Annotated in this window: 16 protein-coding genes and 3 tRNA genes; 14 read left to right on the top strand and 5 right to left on the bottom strand. The window is 68.4% G+C overall.

All coding sequences use genetic code 11. The annotated features are described in order from the left end of the window. The first annotated feature begins 203 nt into the window (after positions 1-203). From ACQR3U_RS08480 to ACQR3U_RS08490, 3 genes are all read left to right on the top strand, one after another. Positions 204-275 (top strand) — tRNA-Gln (locus tag ACQR3U_RS08480). 86 nt (positions 276-361) lie between these two features. Further along, positions 362-434 (top strand) — tRNA-Glu (locus ACQR3U_RS08485). Positions 435-517: 83 nt separating this feature from the next. After that, positions 518-590, top strand: a tRNA-Glu gene (locus ACQR3U_RS08490). A gap of 53 nt (positions 591-643) precedes the next feature. Here ACQR3U_RS08490 and ACQR3U_RS08495 read toward each other — a convergent pair. Beyond that, complete coding sequence (locus tag ACQR3U_RS08495; protein ID WP_006554527.1) at positions 644-1156, bottom strand: pyridoxamine 5'-phosphate oxidase family protein; 513 nt, start codon at positions 1154-1156, stop codon at positions 644-646. A 105-nt stretch (positions 1157-1261) separates the two neighbouring features. Continuing rightward, complete coding sequence (locus ACQR3U_RS08500; RefSeq protein ID WP_230810329.1) at positions 1262-1963, bottom strand: IclR family transcriptional regulator; 702 nt, start codon at positions 1961-1963, stop codon at positions 1262-1264. 116 nt (positions 1964-2079) lie between these two features. On the opposite strand from ACQR3U_RS08500, the gene leuC reads away from it, so the two are divergent. The 3 genes from leuC (at position 2080) to ACQR3U_RS08515 (ending at position 5016) form a co-directional block, all read left to right on the top strand. Beyond that, the gene (gene leuC / locus ACQR3U_RS08505) at positions 2080-3507 is read left to right on the top strand and encodes a 3-isopropylmalate dehydratase large subunit (RefSeq protein WP_019288377.1); all 1428 of its coding nucleotides are present in this window, start codon (positions 2080-2082) and stop codon (positions 3505-3507) included. Positions 3508-3535: 28 nt separating this feature from the next. Beyond that, positions 3536-4132, top strand: a complete 597-nt coding sequence (leuD, locus tag ACQR3U_RS08510; RefSeq protein WP_006554524.1) for a 3-isopropylmalate dehydratase small subunit — start codon at positions 3536-3538, stop codon at positions 4130-4132. Positions 4133-4302: 170 nt separating this feature from the next. Beyond that, positions 4303-5016, top strand: a complete 714-nt coding sequence (locus ACQR3U_RS08515; protein WP_094980302.1) for an HU family DNA-binding protein — start codon at positions 4303-4305, stop codon at positions 5014-5016. A gap of 95 nt (positions 5017-5111) precedes the next feature. Here the strand turns inward: ACQR3U_RS08515 and ACQR3U_RS08520 are convergent, their stop codons facing one another. From ACQR3U_RS08520 to cofC, 3 genes are read right to left on the bottom strand one after another with little or no spacing between them, the layout of a single operon-like run. Next, positions 5112-6068, bottom strand: a complete 957-nt coding sequence (locus ACQR3U_RS08520; RefSeq protein ID WP_019288374.1) for an NUDIX hydrolase — start codon at positions 6066-6068, stop codon at positions 5112-5114. A 13-nt stretch (positions 6069-6081) separates the two neighbouring features. Further along, positions 6082-8277, bottom strand: a complete 2196-nt coding sequence (locus tag ACQR3U_RS08525; protein WP_230810331.1) for an RNA degradosome polyphosphate kinase — start codon at positions 8275-8277, stop codon at positions 6082-6084. Next, positions 8274-8975, bottom strand: coding sequence for a 2-phospho-L-lactate guanylyltransferase (cofC, locus tag ACQR3U_RS08530; protein ID WP_230810332.1), 702 nt, complete (start codon positions 8973-8975; stop codon positions 8274-8276). The genes ACQR3U_RS08525 and cofC overlap by 4 nt, the downstream gene beginning before the upstream one ends. Positions 8976-9214: 239 nt before the next feature. Between cofC and ACQR3U_RS08535 the strand changes: the two genes are divergently transcribed. The 8 genes from ACQR3U_RS08535 to rsfS all read left to right on the top strand — a co-directional run bounded on the left by ACQR3U_RS08535 (position 9215) and on the right by rsfS (position 17396). Then, complete coding sequence (locus ACQR3U_RS08535) at positions 9215-10213, top strand: NAD(P)H-dependent glycerol-3-phosphate dehydrogenase (RefSeq protein ID WP_006554518.1); 999 nt, start codon at positions 9215-9217, stop codon at positions 10211-10213. Between the two features lie 5 nt (positions 10214-10218). Further along, complete coding sequence (locus ACQR3U_RS08540) at positions 10219-11379, top strand: cystathionine gamma-lyase (protein ID WP_006554517.1); 1161 nt, start codon at positions 10219-10221, stop codon at positions 11377-11379. 71 nt (positions 11380-11450) lie between these two features. Continuing rightward, a complete protein-coding gene (locus ACQR3U_RS08545; RefSeq protein WP_230810333.1) occupies positions 11451-12557 on the top strand; it encodes a D-alanine--D-alanine ligase family protein in 1107 nt (368 codons plus the stop codon). A 48-nt stretch (positions 12558-12605) separates the two neighbouring features. Beyond that, positions 12606-13889, top strand: a complete 1284-nt coding sequence (locus ACQR3U_RS08550; RefSeq protein WP_019288368.1) for a glutamate-5-semialdehyde dehydrogenase — start codon at positions 12606-12608, stop codon at positions 13887-13889. Between the two features lie 29 nt (positions 13890-13918). Then, positions 13919-14815 carry an AAA family ATPase gene (locus ACQR3U_RS08555; RefSeq protein ID WP_006554514.1) on the top strand — a complete coding sequence of 299 codons (897 nt, stop codon included), beginning with the start codon at positions 13919-13921 and terminating at the stop codon, positions 14813-14815. A gap of 1 nt (position 14816) precedes the next feature. Next, on the top strand, positions 14817-16262 hold the full coding sequence (locus ACQR3U_RS08560) for a vWA domain-containing protein (protein ID WP_024101370.1): 1446 nt from the start codon (positions 14817-14819) through the stop codon (positions 16260-16262). 19 nt (positions 16263-16281) lie between these two features. Further along, positions 16282-16992, top strand: coding sequence for a nicotinate-nucleotide adenylyltransferase (gene nadD / locus ACQR3U_RS08565; RefSeq protein ID WP_269572341.1), 711 nt, complete (start codon positions 16282-16284; stop codon positions 16990-16992). Beyond that, positions 16989-17396, top strand: coding sequence for a ribosome silencing factor (gene rsfS / locus ACQR3U_RS08570; protein ID WP_024101369.1), 408 nt, complete (start codon positions 16989-16991; stop codon positions 17394-17396). Before nadD ends, rsfS begins: the two co-directional genes overlap by 4 nt. The last annotated feature ends 60 nt before the right edge of the window (positions 17397-17456 follow it).

The raw sequence follows: 17456 nt of genomic DNA on the forward strand, positions 1-17456 counted from the left end.
CGCTCTCGGCCCGTCGTCGGCACCCGCCGGCGACGGGCCGAACTCGTTCCGGGCTCGATTTCATGCCACCGAGTTCGTCCTGAGCTCGATTGCACTCCTCTGACCAGCCGATTTGTAGTTGGTGGCGGGGTTGGTGCTAATCTTCTTCTCGGTTCGGAACGGAGGCCACAACGCCCGCAGGGCAGGCCGAAGGAACAAACCATTGGGGTATGGTGTAATTGGCAACACAGCTGATTCTGGTTCAGCCATTCTAGGTTCGAGTCCTGGTACCCCAGCTGAGACGCGGCGGTTTGCCCGCAACGTCTCAGCCAGCTATGCTGGCTGAGCTTCCTTCGGGAAGCGAAGAGAAGAAGTTCCATAGGCCCCCGTCGTCTAGCGGCCTAGGACGCCGCCCTCTCACGGCGGTAGCGTGGGTTCGAATCCCATCGGGGGTACAACGGACTACCCACCGATCTCCGGGTCGGTGGGTGTTCTTCTCTCGGAGGCGTCGGCTCGTCGATTCCTCGGAAAGTTCCAGGCCCCCGTCGTCTAGCGGCCTAGGACGCCGCCCTCTCACGGCGGTAGCGTGGGTTCGAATCCCATCGGGGGTACAACCACGAAGGCTCTCCGATCATCGATCGGAGAGCCTTTCGCGTATGGGCGGTCAGTGCGCGGCGGACGGAAGATAGGCGGCCGTCGTGCCGCCGATCTCCATGGCAGGCATCCCGAGCTTGCAGTGATCCCACGAACGCACCCGCGCGGGCACCACACGGACGGCCACCCGTTTGTGCATCATCTGCTCCACCGCGGGGCGCGCCTCCTCCGTGTACGGGGCGGTGTACCGCTCCCATACGTCGCGGCAGACCTCGAACAGGCGGTCGTGGTCGTCCACGATCTCCGCCCGCCCCTCGATCGAGACGCCACGCAACTGGTCGTAGGTGTCGCCGGCCTCGACGAGGACGGTCACGCGATCGTCGCGCCGGAGGTTGACGACCTTCTGCGATTTCGCCTTCGTCTCGAACCAGATCTCCCCGTCGAGCACCGCGTACCACATGGCGACGAGGTGCGGGGTGCCCGTCGGTCCGAGGGTCGCCAGGTTCGCGACCCGGCTGCGGTGGAGGAACTCGTCGATCTCCGACTCCGTCATCGTGATGCCTGCGCGGCGGTTGGTTCCCATGCGAAGCACTCTGGCAGAGCGTGGGGCCGCACGGCTGTCTTCCTCCCGCCCCGCCCGTGTCCCTCCTGGGCTCCACCCGGGAGGGACACGGGCATGCGGTCGGCCTCAGAGACGCTTCTGGAGCGCTTCTGCGGCGGCGAGGAGGTCGGCGGCCCAGCGGGCGCCCGGTCGGCGGCCCATGCGGTCGATGGGGCCCGATACGGAGATCGCGGCGATCACGCCACCGCTGCTGTCGCGTACGGGTGCGGCGACCGACGCCACACCGGGTTCGCGTTCGGCGGCGCTCTGCGCCCAGCCGCGGCGGCGGACCTCGACGAGCACGCGTTCACCGAAGGCCGCGTCGGGGAGGATGGCGCGCTGGGTCGCCGTATCGGCCCAGGCGAGCAGAACTTTCGCGCCGGAGCCGGCCGTCATCGGAAGGCGTGCGCCGACGAGGACCGAGTCGCGCAGACCGGTCGGCGGTTCGAGAGCGGCGACGCAGACCCGCTGGGTGCCCTCGCGGCGGTACAACTGCACGCTCTCGCCGGTGATCTCGCGCAGACGGGGGAGGACGAGCGAGGCGGCCTCGACGAGCGTGTCGCCTGCGCCCGCGGACAATTCGGCCAGTCCGGGGCCGGGACGCCACTGTCCGTCGCTGTCGCGCATGAGGAGGCGGTGGACCTCGAGACCCACGGCGAGACGGTGCGCCGTGGCACGGGGCAGGCCGGTCCGCGCGCACAACTCGTTGAGGTTGCACGGCTGTTCGGCAACTGCATGGAGGACTGTCATCGCTTTGTCCAGCACTCCGATCCCGCTATGCTGTCTCATAGGTCGATACCTCCGTCTCGCATAATGGGAAGCATATCGCATGCCGAGAACGGTGGGGACGACGCCATACGCGGCCGGACAGCCCCCGGGATCCCGCGTTCGTCACGTACGACAAGGTGGAGAAGATGGCTGGAAAGACTCTGGCGGAAAAGGTGTGGGACCAGCACGTGGTCGTGCGCGGTGAAGGAGAGGGATCGGCGCGACAGCCGGACCTGATCTACATCGACCTGCATCTCGTACACGAGGTGACCAGCCCGCAGGCCTTCGACGGTCTGCGGCTGGCAGGACGCCCGCTGCGGCGTCCCGACCTCACGATCGCCACCGAGGACCACAACGTCCCCACGGTGGACATCGACAAGCCGATCGCCGACCCGGTCTCGCGCACACAGGTCGAGACCCTGCGCCGCAACTGCGAGGAGTTCGGTGTCCGTCTGCACCCCATGGGCGACCTCGATCAGGGCATCGTCCACGTGGTCGGCCCGCAGCTCGGTCTCACGCAGCCCGGCATGACGGTGGTGTGCGGCGACAGCCACACCTCCACCCACGGCGCCTTCGGCGCACTGGCGATGGGCATCGGCACCAGTGAGGTCGAACACGTCATGGCGACACAGACGTTGTCGCTGCGGCCGTTCAAGACGATGGCCATCAACGTCGGCGGCACCCTCGCGCCGGGAGTGACGAGCAAGGACCTCATCCTCGCGATCATCGCGAAGATCGGCACCGGCGGCGGACAGGGCTACGTCCTCGAGTACCGCGGCGAGGCGATCCGCGCACTGTCGATGGAAGCGCGGATGACCATCTGCAACATGTCGATCGAGGCGGGCGCCCGCGCCGGCATGATCGCCCCCGACGAGACCACCTACGAGTTCATCAAGGGCCGCCCGCACGCCCCGAAGGGCGCCGACTGGGATGCTGCCGTGGAGGCGTGGGAGCAGCTGAAGACCGACGACGACGCGGTTTTCGACGCCGAGGTCCACATCGACGGCAGCGCTCTGACCCCCTTCGTCACGTGGGGCACCAACCCGGGCCAGGGCGCTGCGCTCGGGTCCAGCGTTCCGGTACCCGAGGAGATCGCCGACGAAACCGAGCGGTCTGCAGCGGAAAAGGCGTTGCGCTACATGGATCTCGAACCGGGCATGCCGCTGCGCGACGTGAAGATCGACACCGTCTTCGTCGGCTCGTGCACCAACGGCCGCATCGAGGATCTGCGTGCCGTGGCGGATGTCCTGCAGGGCCGCAAGGTCGCCGACGGCGTCCGGATGCTCGTCGTGCCGGGTTCGATGCGGGTGCGCGCGCAGGCGGAGGAGGAGGGTCTCGGCGAGATCTTCACCGCCGCAGGGGCCGAGTGGCGTCAGGCCGGGTGCTCGATGTGCCTGGGCATGAACCCCGACCAGTTGGCGCCGGGCGAGCGTTCCGCGTCGACCTCGAACCGGAATTTCGAAGGACGGCAGGGCAAGGGCGGACGGACGCATCTCGTCTCGCCGGCCGTGGCCGCCGCAACCGCGGTGCGGGGAACGCTTTCCGCGCCGGCGGATCTGGACTAGACCACAGGACCGACGAGGAGAATTTTCCATGGAAGCCTTCACCACCCACAGGGGCATCGGCGTCCCGCTGCGCCGCTCCAATGTCGACACGGATCAGATCATCCCGGCCGTGTACCTGAAGCGCGTCACCCGTACGGGATTCGAGGACGGTCTGTTCGCCGCATGGCGCAACGACCCGTCCTTCGTCCTCAACACCCCGCCCTTCGACCGCGGCAGCGTTCTCGTCGCCGGACCGGATTTCGGCACCGGCTCCTCGCGTGAGCATGCCGTGTGGGCGTTGTCGGATTACGGATTCCGGGTCGTGATCTCGTCCCGCTTCGCCGACATCTTCCGGGGCAACGCCGGAAAGGCCGGTCTGCTCGCCGCTCAGGTCTCGCAGGACGACGTCGAACTGCTGTGGAAGCTCATCGAGCAGCAGCCCGGACTCGAACTGGAAGTGGATCTCGAGAACCGGACGGTGACCGCCGGAACCACCGTGGTGCCGTTCACCATTGACGACTACACGCGGTGGCGTCTGCTGGAGGGTCTCGACGACATCGGATTGACATTGCGCCAGGTAGACGCGATTTCCGAGTACGAAAAGTCAAGGCCGTCATGGAAACCGAGTACCCTTCCGGCGCCCTGAAAACACCCCCGAACGCGCCTTCTCCGGGTCCGGTCCGACGCTCCCGTCGGGCCGGGCCCGGAGGTTATTTGCATGAGAATCCGCGTGGCACATAGACTCTTGCCCGTTTGCGGGTCTACCGTGGACTGGAGTCGGTCTGACGGTGGACCGTGTATGTGCGGAGGAAATCAATGAACAAGGCAGAACTGATCGACGTTCTGACCGAGAAACTCGGTTCGGACAGGCGCACCGCCACCGCGGCCGTCGAGCACATCGTGGACGCGATCGTTCGCGCCGTGCACGACGGTAAGAGCGTCACCATCACCGGATTCGGTGTCTTCGAGAAGCGTCGTCGGGCCGCGCGTGTCGCGCGGAACCCGCGCACGGGTGAGACGGTCAAGGTCAAGCCGACCTCGGTGCCGGCCTTCCGTCCCGGCCAGTCCTTCAAGAACATCATCGCGGGCACCCAGAAGCTCCCGGCTTCGGGTCCGGCCGTGAAGCGCGGTGCAGCTGCAGCGGCCAAGAAGACCGCGGCAGCGAAGAAGGCGGCGAAGAAGACCACGGCGGCGAAGAAGACCACGGCGACCAAGTCGACCGCGGCGAAGAAGACCACCGCAGCGAAGAAGACCACGGCGGCGAAGAAGACCACCGCCACCAAGTCGACTCCGGCGAAGAAGACCACCGCGGCGAAGAAGACCACGGCGGCCAAGTCGACTCCGGCGAAGAAGACCACCGCCACCAAGTCGACCGCGGCGAAGAAGACCACCGCGGCGAAGAAGACCACGGCGGCCAAGTCGACTCCGGCGAAGAAGACCACCGCCACCAAGTCGACCGCGGCCAAGAAGACCGCGGCCAAGAAGAGCCCGGCCAAGAAGACCACGGCCCGCAAGAGCACCAAGAAGTAACACCCACCCGCGATGCGGCTCGCACACGTGCGAGCCGCACAGGTGAGACGACGGCGGCCACCAGACATCCGGTGGCCGCCGTCGTGTGTACTCGGTCAGATGCTCTCGTCGTCCGCCGGTGGACGGCCCGTGGGAAGAGGGCTGTCGAGGTGGTCGGCTGCGACGAGACGATCGCCGCGCAGCGACAACACCCACATGCTCGCCTTCCGGTTCCGCGCCGGAGGCAGCGCGAGACCGTCGCGCTCGGCCCACCACTCCAGCAGCGGCGGGATCACCTTGCCCTGACTGCAGATCACGGGAGTGCCGGGACCGGACGCGATCTCCAGCGCCCGCTTGCGGCCGCGGTCCGGATCGGCGCGGTACTCCTCCTCCGACAGGGACGGCTCGATCGCGATCTCGAGTCCGTGCCGGGAGGCGAAGGGTTCGACCGTGGCGATGCACCGGGTGCGGTCGGCGGACACCACGCTGTCGCCGCCGAATGCCGTCAACTGCGGAACGAGAGCCTCGGCCTGCGCCCGTCCGGACGCATCGAGGGGCCGGTAACGGTCGTCGCCCTTGTACTTCTTCCGACTTCCGGCCTTGGCGTGCCGCACGATCAGCGCCGTGGTCGTGTCCAACGGCACCCGGCGGAACCGGCGCAGGACGCTGCGGTCCATCGGATAGGACAACAGGTCGAATGCCTCTTCGGGGGACACCCAACGCAATTCGTCAACCTCGTCATTGGGCGCGAACTGCCCGTCGAGGCACCGCGCAGCCCAGTAGTCCACCCGCTTGAGCTTGCGGTGACCCGGAACGGGGTAGACGACCTTCCCGAGACTACTGCCGAGCGCGGAGCGGAATCCGGTCTCCTCCTCGATCTCCCGCACCGCGGCAACCACGGCCGTCTCTCCCGCGTCGAGCTTGCCCTTCGGAAAGGACCAGTCGTTGTAGCGCGGGCGATGCACGAGCGCGACCTGCACATCGTCCGGAGCGTTCTCGTCGACAGGACGCCACAGGACCGCGCCCGCCGCGAAGATGTTGGCCTTCACGGGCTTGTCGCGTGATTCGGTCAACGTTCCCTCCACCTCAGGACGCACGACTACGCATGAGTTCGACCTGGTGGTCGCGGGCAGCGGTTCCCGGCTCGGGGGACGCCGTCCAGGTGCCGTCGCCCTCGAGAATCCAGCAGCGGGTGGCCGGGTCGAGCGCGGAATCGAAGATGCCGTCCAGCTGCGCTGCGAGCCGGGTGTTCTTCACCTGCACCATCACCTCGACGCGACGGTCGAGGTTCCGGTGCATCATGTCGGCGCTACCGATCCAGTACTCGTCGCTGCCCCGGAAATGGAACAACCGCGAATGTTCGAGGAACCGCCCCAGAATCGAGCGCACCGTGATGTTCTCGCTCAGGCCGGGCACGCCCGGCTTGAGGGCACAGATCCCGCGCACGACCACCTCGGTCCGCACCCCCGCCCGCGACGCGCGGTAGAGCGCGTCGATCACCTGCTCGTCGACGAGGGCGTTGGCCTTGAGCCGGATCCCGCTGGGGCGACCGGCCGCGTGGTGCTCGATCTCACGCTCGACGCGTTCGATGATGCCCTTGCGGACTCCGTGCGGTGCGACGAGCAGATTGCGGTACTGCGCCTTCCGGGAGTACCCGGTGAGGGTGTTGAACAGGTCGGTGAGGTCGGCGCCGATCTCGGGTGACGACGTGAGCAGGCCGACGTCCTCGTAGAGACGAGCGGTCTTCGGGTTGTAGTTGCCGGTGCCGATGTGGCAGTAGCGGCGGATCGTCGAACCCTCGCGCCGCACGACCAGACAGGTCTTGCAGTGTGTCTTCAGACCTACGAGTCCGTATACGACGTGGACACCGGCCTGTTCGAGCTTGCGCGCCCACTTGATGTTGGCCTGCTCGTCGAAGCGTGCCTTGATCTCCACGAGCGCGACGACCTGCTTGCCCGCTTCGGCAGCGGCGATCAGGGCGTTGACGATGGGGGAGTCGCCCGACGTCCGGTACAGCGTCTGCTTGATCGCGAGGACCTGGCTGTCGGCGGCGGCCTGCTCGATGAACCGTTGCACGCTCGTGGAGAACGAGTCGTACGGGTGGTGGACGAGGATGTCGCCCTCGCGCAGGGTGGAGAACACGCTCTTCGGTGTCTCTCGCTCGCCGAAGGCGGGATGGGTCGCCGGCACGAAGGGGGCGTCCTTCAGATCCGGTCGGTCGACGGCGTGCACCTGCCACAGCGACGACAGATCGAGCAGCCCGGGCAACTGGACGACGTCCACCCGATCGACGTCGAGTTCGCGCAACAGGAGGTCGAGCATGTGCTCGGTCATGTCGTCCGACACCTCGAGCCGCACGGGAGATCCGAAGCGCCGCCGGGCGAGTTCGCGTTCGAGGGCTTGAAGGAGATCCTCGTCGCGGTCCTCCTCGACCTCGAAGTCGGCGTTGCGGGTGACGCGGAATGCGTGGTGCTCGACGATCTCCATGCCCGGGAACAACACGTCGAGATGGGCGGCGATCAGCTCCTCGAGCGGGAGGAAGGCCGGCAGTCCGTGCGACGAACCCGCGCGATCGACCCGGACGAACCGATCGACGTTGTCGGGCACCTTCACGCGCGCGAAGTGTTCACCGGACGACTGCGAATCCTTGACCGTGACAGCGAGGTTCAGGGACAGGCCGCTGATGTACGGGAAGGGGTGTGCGGGATCGACCGCGAGCGGCGTCAGGACCGGGAAGACCTGGTCGGCGAAATACTGTGTCAGTCGTCGGCGTTCGTCCTCCGTCAGATCCGCCCATCGGATGATCGAGATGCCTTCGGCCGCCAGGGCGGGCATGACCGAGTCGAGGAAGACCTGCGCCTGGCGACCGGCGAGTTCGCGCGTGCTCGACGCGATGAGCGCGAGCTGGGCGCGCGGGGTCAGTCCGTCCGCGGACCGGACCGACAACCCCGTCTCGGCGCGACGTTTCAGCCCGGCGACCCGCACCATGTAGAACTCGTCGAGATTCGACGCGAAGATCGCGAGGAACTTGGCGCGTTCGAGCAACGGCTGCGAGGTGTCCTCCGCGAGCGCGAGAACGCGGGCGTTGAAATCGAGCCAGCTCTGTTCGCGGTTGAGATAGCGGTCGACGGGAAGCGTGTTGTCGTGATCGGTCCTCGACTGCAGTCCCGTCGCGGCCGGAGGGGCGCTGGTGGCGGTCGCTACGCGACCGGCGGGTCGTGCGGCACCGGATGGTGCCGCGTGCTCGGAACTCGTGGGATCGGGGGAATCGCCGTTGGTCACGAGTCCATTGTTGCAGAGCGACGGCTCCCTGCAGCGCTGTCGCACGGGTGGCACAGGGGGAACTCGACCGTGTCGAGCACGGCCGCGGTGGCCGGTCCGACGCCGAGTTGCAGTGCGGCGGCAAGATCGTCCGGTGTGTCCACATCGAGTCGCAGTCCGGGGAGGGCGTCCGGTACCGGGTACGCACCGGCATCGATGTGGCGACCGGCCGATCCCGGACCGAACGACAGTGGCGGCAGGGTGCCGCTCACGCAGTGCAGCAATGCCGTCGTACCGCTCGCCGTGTGGTCGACGACCACGGCCGTTCCGGTCCGCCGCGCAGTCTCGCGTGCGAGCACGAAATCCTCGGGCCGCAGGGACGGAAGGTCGGCCTGCAACGCCACGAGTTCGGCGCCGGGTGCGTGCTCCCGCGCCCGGCGGGCCGCTGCGAGCAGTGCGGAGTTCAGTGGGTCGGGGGAGTCGGGACGCACCGGATCGGGGAGGACGTCCGCGCCGCAGTCCAGCGCCGCGGCCGCGACCCGCTCGTCGGCGGTGACGACGGTGACCGTCACGTCTCCGGCGGACAGCGCCGCCGTCACGGTGTCCTGCAGCATCGCAAGCACCAGTGATTCCCGTGCTGCCGGGTCGAGGACGTGCGAGAGCCGCGACTTCGCCAGGCCGAGGGCCTTGACGGGAACGAGCACGTGCGTCGCGGGCATTGCCCGATTGTGCCATCAGTATCGAATCGCACGGTCGCGCCAGGTGACGAACCGCACGACCGCCCGGTGCGACCGGGTCGTGTGCGGTCCGTCCTCCGACCCGGCGCGGTGTCGGTGGAGCCTGCGCGATACTGGGTGCGACCGTGGGTGGTGACCGCCCGGACCGAACCGGTCGCGACCGCCCGCTCCAGGCCGATCGCGAGCGTGAGTGCCGGGCATCGGATGAGAGTGAGGATGGCGTGACCACAGCAGCAGTTCTGGGCGCGGGTTCGTGGGGGACGGCGTACGCCAAGGTGCTGGCCGACGCCGGAACGGACGTGACGATCTGGGCGCGGCGCGAGGAGGTGGCGCGTGGCATCGCCGAGCGGCACGAGAACTCCGACTATCTACCCGGTGTGAAACTGCCGCACTCGCTGAAGGCGACGGCCGATCATCGGGTGGCCCTCGAGGGCGCCGATTTCGTGGTCCTCGCCGTCCCGAGTCAGACCCTGCGTACCAATCTCGAGGAGTGGAAGGCAGATATCGGACCGGACGCGACACTTCTCAGTCTCGCCAAGGGAATCGAGAGCGGCACCCTGATGCGCATGAGTCAGCTGATCGGTCAGGTCACCGGCGCCGAGCAGAATCGCATCGCCGTGCTGTCCGGCCCCAACCTCGCCCGTGAGATCGCCGAGGGGCAACCGGCCGCGACCGTCATCGCGTGCCCCGATTCCACCCGCGCCATGGAGATCCAGAAATCCTGCGCAACAAAATATTTCCGTCCGTACACGAACTCCGACGTCATCGGCTGCGAGGTCGGCGGCGCCTGCAAGAACGTCATTGCCCTCGCGTGCGGCATGGCCGCCGGGGTCGGGCTCGGTGAGAACACCGTCGCGAGCATCATCACCCGCGGTCTCGCCGAGATCACCCGGCTCGGAACCGCCCTCGGGGCCAAGCCGGCCACGCTCGCCGGTCTCGCCGGTGTCGGCGATCTTGTCGCCACATGTACGTCCCCGTTGTCCCGCAACCGTTCGTTCGGCGAACGACTCGGCCGCGGTGAGTCCCTCGAGAGCGCGCAGGAGGCCACCCACGGTCAGGTGGCCGAAGGGGTCAAGTCGTGCACCTCGGTCCGCGCCCTCGCAGCGAGTTACGACGTCGAGATGCCGCTCACCGACGCCGTGCACCGCGTGTGCCACGAAGGCATGTCGGTGCAGGACGCGATCGGGCAGCTGCTCGGACGCCGGATCAAGCCGGAATGAGTGGCATGACGGGCGATTCGACTCGCTGTGTGAAGGCAGTTGCACACGAGGGTGTTCCGGGCTCCCCGCTGCAGGCGGGACCGGTCTTCGCGGCGCCGTATCTCCTCGGGGAGGACGAGCGCGACGACGTCGACACCTATGCGCGGGCCTCGAATCCCGGCTGGCGCGCACTCGAATCGGCGCTCGCCGACCTCGAGCACGCCTCGGCCGCCCGCGTCGTCGGCTCGGGAATGTCGGCGATCACGGTCGCCCTGCGATCCCTCGTGGCCCCGGGCGGCACGGTCGTCGTCCCCTCCGACGGTTACTACCAGGTGCGCGCGTACGCGCAGGAATTCCTGGCGCCGCACGGAGTGAAGGTCGTCGAGATGTCGGTCGCGGAGTTCGGTGACGGCACCCTGACCGACGTTCTGGTGACCGCTCCCGACAATTCCGTCGTACTGGTCGAGACCCCGTCGAATCCAGGCCTCGACACTGTCGACCTGCGCGCGATCGCGACCGCGTGCCACGTCTCCGACGCGCTCCTGCTCGTCGACAACACCACCGCCACACCCCTGGGCCAGCTGCCCCTCGACCTCGGCGCCGACGTCGTGGTGGCCAGCGGGACGAAATCGCTCAGCGGACACAGTGACCTGCTGTTCGGATACATCGCCGTCGCCGATCCCGAACTGCTGCCCGCGATCGACCGGGAACGACTGTTGTCGGGAACCGTGCTGGGACCCTTCGAGACCTGGCTCGCGCACCGCAGCCTCGGCACCGCCGGACTGCGCTTCGAACGGCAGTGCGCCAACGCGCTCGCCGTCGCCGGGATGCTGCTCGAGCACGCCGCTGTCACGGACGTCCGCTATCCCGGACTCGCCGGCGACCCCGCCCACGCCGTGGCGGCCGGCCAGATGAGCCGCTTCGGCCCCCTCGTCACCTTCCGGCTACCCGGCCGCGACGAGGTGCACCGCTTCGTCCGCGCGGCCACGCTCGTCGCACCCGCCACCAGCTTCGGCGGTATCCACACGACAGCGGATCGTCGCGCACGATGGGGCGATGCGGTGCCGGAGGGATTCGTCCGGTTGTCGTGCGGAATCGAGGACACCGCGGATCTGCTCGCCGATCTCGACGCGGCGCTGAAGGAGACGACCCTCCACCGAGGGAGACCGGAGCCCGCGGAGACATAGCAGGGTGTCCGGCCCCACCCGCGTAGGACTCGCTCGACACGCGGAGATCGCCACCCGGTACGGTTCGACACGTGAGTATGCCCCGAACCCGGGTGGCCGTCGTCTTCGGTGGTCGCAGCAACGAACATTCCGTCTCCTGCATCTCGGCAGGGAGCATCCTGCGCAACCTGGATCCGGAGAAGTACGAGGTCGTGCCCATCGGCATCACTCCCGAGGGCGCATGGGTCCTCGGCGACGCGGACCCGGCCGGCCTCGCCGCGGCCGGTCGCGAACTGCCCGTCGTCGCAGGCGACGGCTCCGATCTCGTCCTCACCGCGGATCCGACCCGCGGTGGCGACATCGTCGCCCTCGACGAGGGCTCCTACGGCCGGGTGCTCGCCTCGGTCGACGTGGTGTTCCCCGTCCTGCACGGCGCCTACGGCGAGGACGGCACCATCCAGGGTCTGCTCGAACTCGCGGACATCCCGTACGTCGGTCCCGGGGTTCTTGCCAGCGCCGCCGGGATGGACAAGGAGTTCACCAAGAAACTGCTCGCGGCCGAAGGCCTGCCCGTCGGCTTCCAGATCGTCCTGCGTCCCGGCACCGCGACCCTCACCGAGGAGCAGAAGACCCGCCTCGGCCTGCCCGTCTTCGTCAAGCCCGCCCGCGGCGGATCGTCCATCGGCATCAGTCGCGTGGCCGACTGGGCCGCCTTCGACGACGCCGTCGCGAAGGCCCGGCAGCACGACCCCAAGGTCATCGTCGAGTCCGCGATCATCGGCCGCGAGGTGGAGTGCGGCGTGCTCGAGTTCCCGGACGGCGACGTCCGCGCGAGTGTCGTCGCCGAGATCCGCATGCCCGACACCTCCGGCGACCACGAGGCGTTCTACGACTTCGACACGAAGTACCTCGACGACGTCTGCGAGTTCGACGTCCCGGCCAAGCTCGACGAAGAGACCTCCGACCGGATCCGCGAACTCGCGGTCCGGGCGTTCCGCGCCCTCGACTGCCACGGCCTGTCCCGCGTCGACTTCTTCGTCACCGAGGACGGACCGGTGATCAACGAGATCAACACGATGCCCGGATTCACCTCCATCTCGATGTACCCGCGGATGTGGGACGCCACCGGAGTGGAGTATGCCGAGCTGCTGTCGATCCTGGTGGAGACGGCGCTGGCGCGGGGCACCGGCCTGCGCTGACGGCACACGGCCTGTCGGCTTCCGCGAGGATCCGACTAGGCTGGATACATGACTGCCGTGACCCCCGACTCAGCTGCGACCGACGCCGGCACGGACACCCGTGAGGCCGTCCACGAAGCCGCGCGTCGCGCCCGCGTGGCCTCCCGTCGTCTCGCGTTGCTCACCACCATCGAGAAGGACGCGGCTCTGCACGCCGCGGCCGACGCTCTGCTCGCCGCCGCCGACACCGTCCTCGCCGCGAACGCGGAGGACATCGAGGCCGCCCGCGCCGGTGGCACCGAAGAGGCCATCCTCGACCGGCTGCGCCTGACCTCTGCCCGGATCGACGGGATCGCCGCCGGCCTGCGCCAGGTGGCCGGACTGCCCGACCCGATCGGCGGCGTCGTCCGCGGCTCGACGCTGCCGAACGGTCTCGAGCTGCGCCAGGTGCGCGTCCCGCTCGGCGTGGTCGGCATGGTCTACGAAGCACGGCCCAACGTCACGGTCGACGCATTCGGTCTCGCCCTGAAGTCCGGCAACGCCGCGCTGCTGCGCGGCTCGTCGTCCGCGGCCCGCTCCAACGCCGCGCTCGTCGAGGTGCTGCGCGCCTCGCTCGAGAGCCGGGGCATCCCCGCCGATGCCGTGCAGCTGCTGCCGAGCGCCGACCGCTCGTCGGTCACGCATCTGATCCAGGCCCGAGGCCTGGTCGACGTCGTGATCCCGCGCGGTGGCGCCGGTCTGATCGCCGCGGTGGTGCGCGACGCGACCGTCCCCACGATCGAGACGGGCACCGGCAACTGCCACGTCTACGTCCACTCCGCGGCCGATCTGGAGATGGCGGAGAAGATCGTGATCAACGCGAAGACCCGCCGGCCCAGCGTGTGCAACACCGCCGAGACGATCCTCGTCGACGAGGCGATCGCCGACACCGCCGTCCCGAAGCTCCTGCAGGCATTCCAGCAACACAGCGTGACGGTCCACGGCGACCTGCCCGGCCTCGTGCCCGCGACCGACCAGGACTGGTCCGACGAGTACCTCTCGCTCGACGTCGCCCTCGCGGTGGTCGACGACCTCGACGCGGCCGTCGATCACATCGACCGTTACGGCACCGGCCACACCGAGGCGATCGTCACCTCGGACCTCGCCGCGGCTCGGGAGTTCACGACGCGCGTGGACGCCGCAGCCGTTATGGTCAACGCTTCGACGGCGTTCACGGACGGCGAGCAGTTCGGATTCGGCGCGGAGATCGGCATCTCCACCCAGAAGCTGCACGCTCGCGGCCCGATGGGTCTGCCCGAACTGACGTCGACGAAGTGGGTGGTGTGGGGCGACGGCCACACCCGTCCCGCCTGATCGAGACCGGCCCGACGAAAGGAACCAGTGTGGATCGTGCGCTGCCCACCACCCCGCCGATCTTCGCGGACGTCCAGGACGTCGTCGATCGTCTGGCCGGTACCGGTTATCTCGCCGACAAGTCCACCGCGACCGCGGTGTTCCTCGCCGATCGCCTCGGCAAGCCGTTGCTGATCGAGGGACCCGCGGGCGTGGGCAAGACCGAACTTGCCCGCGCCGTCGCCGAGACCTCCGAGGCCGAACTCGTGCGCTTGCAGTGCTACGAGGGCGTCGACGAGTCCCGCGCACTGTACGAGTGGAACCACGCCAAGCAGATCCTGCGCATCCAGTCGGCAGGGGCGACCGCCGCGGCGGGCGAGTCGTGGGACCGCACCAAGGAAGACGTCTTCTCCGAGGAGTTCCTGCTGTCGCGGCCGCTGCTCACCGCGATCCGCCGCGAGGATCCGACCGTGCTGCTCGTCGACGAGGTCGACAAGGCCGACGTGGAGATCGAAGGCCTGCTGCTCGAGGTGCTCAGTGACTTCGCGGTCACGGTGCCCGAACTCGGCACCATCCGGGCCACCCGCAAGCCGTTCGCGGTGCTCACCTCGAACGCCACCCGCGAGTTGTCCGAAGCGCTCAAGCGCCGGTGCCTGTTCCTGCACCTGGACTTCCCCGACGCCGACCTCGAACGACGCATCCTCGCCAGCCGGGTCCCCGATCTGCCCGACGCGCTCGCCGACCAACTCGTACGCACGGTCCGCGTGCTCCGCGGCATGCAGCTCAAGAAGGTGCCGTCGGTGGCCGAGACGATCGACTGGGGTCGCACCCTGCTCGCACTAGGACTCGACACCCTCGACGACACCGCGCTGCGCAGCACGCTCGGCGTGATCCTCAAGCACCAGTCCGACCAGATCCGCGCTGCCGCCGAGCTCCGGTTGAACTGACATGGCCGCCGCGCACCTTCCCGGATCCGAGGCGCCCCCGGCACCCCACGGACTGCCCGGGCACCTGGTCGGATTCGTCGAGGCGCTGCGCCGTCGCGGCATCGCGGTCGGGCCGTCCGAGACGGTCGACGCCGGACGGGTCATGACGGTGCTCGATCTCCTCGATCGGGAGGCCCTCCGCGAAGGCCTCGCGTGCACCCTGCTCCGCCGGTCCACACACCGGCCGACCTTCGACGCCCTGTTCGATCTGTGGTTCCCGCCCGCGATCGGACGCCGCGAGGCCACCGACCCTCAGGCGAGCATCCCACGCACCCCCACGGGGGAGGTCGACTTCGAGGCCCTACGCGATCTCATCGCCGAGCTGCTGTCCGACGAGTCGCCGGAGGCACTCGAGGCCTCCGAGATGCTCGTCTCCGCGATCGTCGAGGAACTCGGCCAGTATGCGTCGTCGAACGGCCCGTCCTTCTCGGCCTATCAGGCGCTTCGCGACGTCTCCCCGGACACCCTGCTCACGAAGATCCTCGAGGGACTGCTCGGCAACAGCACCCGCGAGGAACGCGACGACGCCGCCTACGAGAGCGAGGTCGCGCGGCGCACCGCCGCCCAGCGCATCGCCGATTTCCGGGCGATGGTCGAACGGGAGACCCGGCGACGCACCGCCGAGCAGCTCGGCCGCGAACGCGTCGAGAAGTACGGGGTGCCCAAGCTTGCCGAGGAGGTCGACTTCCTGCGCGCGTCCGACGCGGAACTCGTCGCCCTGCGCCGCAGCGTCATGCCGCTCGCGCGTCTGCTTGCGAGCCGTCTCGCGGCGCGCCGCCGGCGCGCTCGTGCCGGCGCCATCGACCTGCGGCGCACACTGCGCAAGTCCATGTCGACCGGTGGCGTGCCCATCGACCTGGTCAACCGCAAGCCCCGTCCGGCGCGTCCCGAGCTCGTCGTGCTCTGCGACGTCTCCGGCTCCGTCGCCGGCTTCTCGCACTTCACGTTGCTGCTCGTGCACGCCCTGCGCGAACAGTTCTCCCGCGTGCGCGTGTTCGCGTTCATCGACACCGCCGACGAGGTCACCCATCATTTCGCCGCAGGGTCCGATCTGGGCGAGTCCATGTCGCGGATGCTGAAGGAAGCGGAGCTGATCACCTACGACGGTCACTCCGACTACGGACACGCCCTCGGCGGCTTCGCCGAGAACCACGCCCACGCCCTCACCAGCCGCAGCTCGCTGCTGATCCTCGGCGACGGCCGCACGAACTACCGCAATCCGAACCTCGAAGTCCTCGAACATCTCGTGTCCGTCGCACGGCACGCGCACTGGCTCAATCCCGAGCCGAAGGGACAATGGGGTTCGGGGGATTCGGCCGCCAGGGTCTACAGCGAGGTCGTCACGATGCACGAGTGCCGGTCGGCGCAGCAGCTCGCAACGGTGGTGGCGAGTCTGCTCCCCGTGTGAACCCGTAAGCTGGACAACCGTGCATCAGCCAACGGATCGGCCCTCGGCCCCCAGGCGCCGCCTGGGCGTCATGGGTGGAACGTTCGACCCGATCCACCACGGACACCTCGTGGCGGCCAGCGAGGTCGCCGCGAGCTTCGACCTGGACGAAGTGATCTTCGTGCCCACCGGGCAACCCTGGCAGAAGACCGGACGCGACGTCAGCCCCGCCGAGGACCGTTACCTGATGACGGTGATCGCGACCGCATCCAACCCGCGGTTCTCCGTCAGCCGCGTCGACATCGATCGACGCAAACCCACCTACACCGTCGACACCCTGCGCGATCTCAGCGAGCAGTATCCCGACGCGGATCTGTACTTCATCACCGGCGCGGACGCACTGGGATCGATCCTGTCCTGGCAGGACTGGCAGACCCTGTTCGACCTCGCCCGCTTCGTCGGGGTGTCCCGGCCCGGATACGACCTTCACGCCGAACACCTGGCACCGCATCTGGACGAACTCCCGGCCGAGGCGGTGAGCCTGGTGGAGATCCCGGCACTGGCGATCTCCTCCACGGACTGCCGCAGGAGGGCCCGCGAGAACCGTCCCGTCTGGTATCTGGTCCCCGACGGAGTGGTGCAGTACATCAGCAAACGCCGGCTCTACCGCACGAATACGCACCACGGAGATCCCGTCCCGGTGTTCGACGGAAACACCCCCGGCACCATCGAGAGAAAGAGCACGCAGTGAGCGCAACGGCAGAAGCCACGGAGATGGCCCGAATCGCAGCCCTGGCCGCCGACGAGAAACTCGCCACCGACGTCGTGGTGCTCGACGTGTCCGAGCAACTGGTGATCACCGATTGCTTCGTCATCGCGTCCGCACCCAACGAGCGTCAGGTCAACGCCATCGTCGACAACGTCGAGGAGAAGCTGCGCGAGGCCGGCCACAAGCCCGTCCGCCGCGAGGGCACCCGCGAGGGACGGTGGACGTTGCTCGACTACGTCGACGTCGTGGTGCACATCCAGCACGAGGACGAGCGCAACTTCTATGCCCTCGACCGCCTGTGGAAGGACTGCCCGACCATCGAGGTCGACGGTGTGGGTGGCCCCCGTTCGGCGATCGACGCCGCCGACTCGCCGGAGGACGTGTGAGTCGTCCGGAGGAGGGTTCGCAGAGCCCGCGGGTGCGGCAGCTGGTGCTGCTGCGCCACG

The sequence above is a fragment of the Rhodococcus sp. IEGM1339 genome, from assembly GCF_050321925.1.
In the GTDB taxonomy this organism is placed as follows: domain Bacteria; phylum Actinomycetota; class Actinomycetes; order Mycobacteriales; family Mycobacteriaceae; genus Rhodococcus; species Rhodococcus pyridinivorans.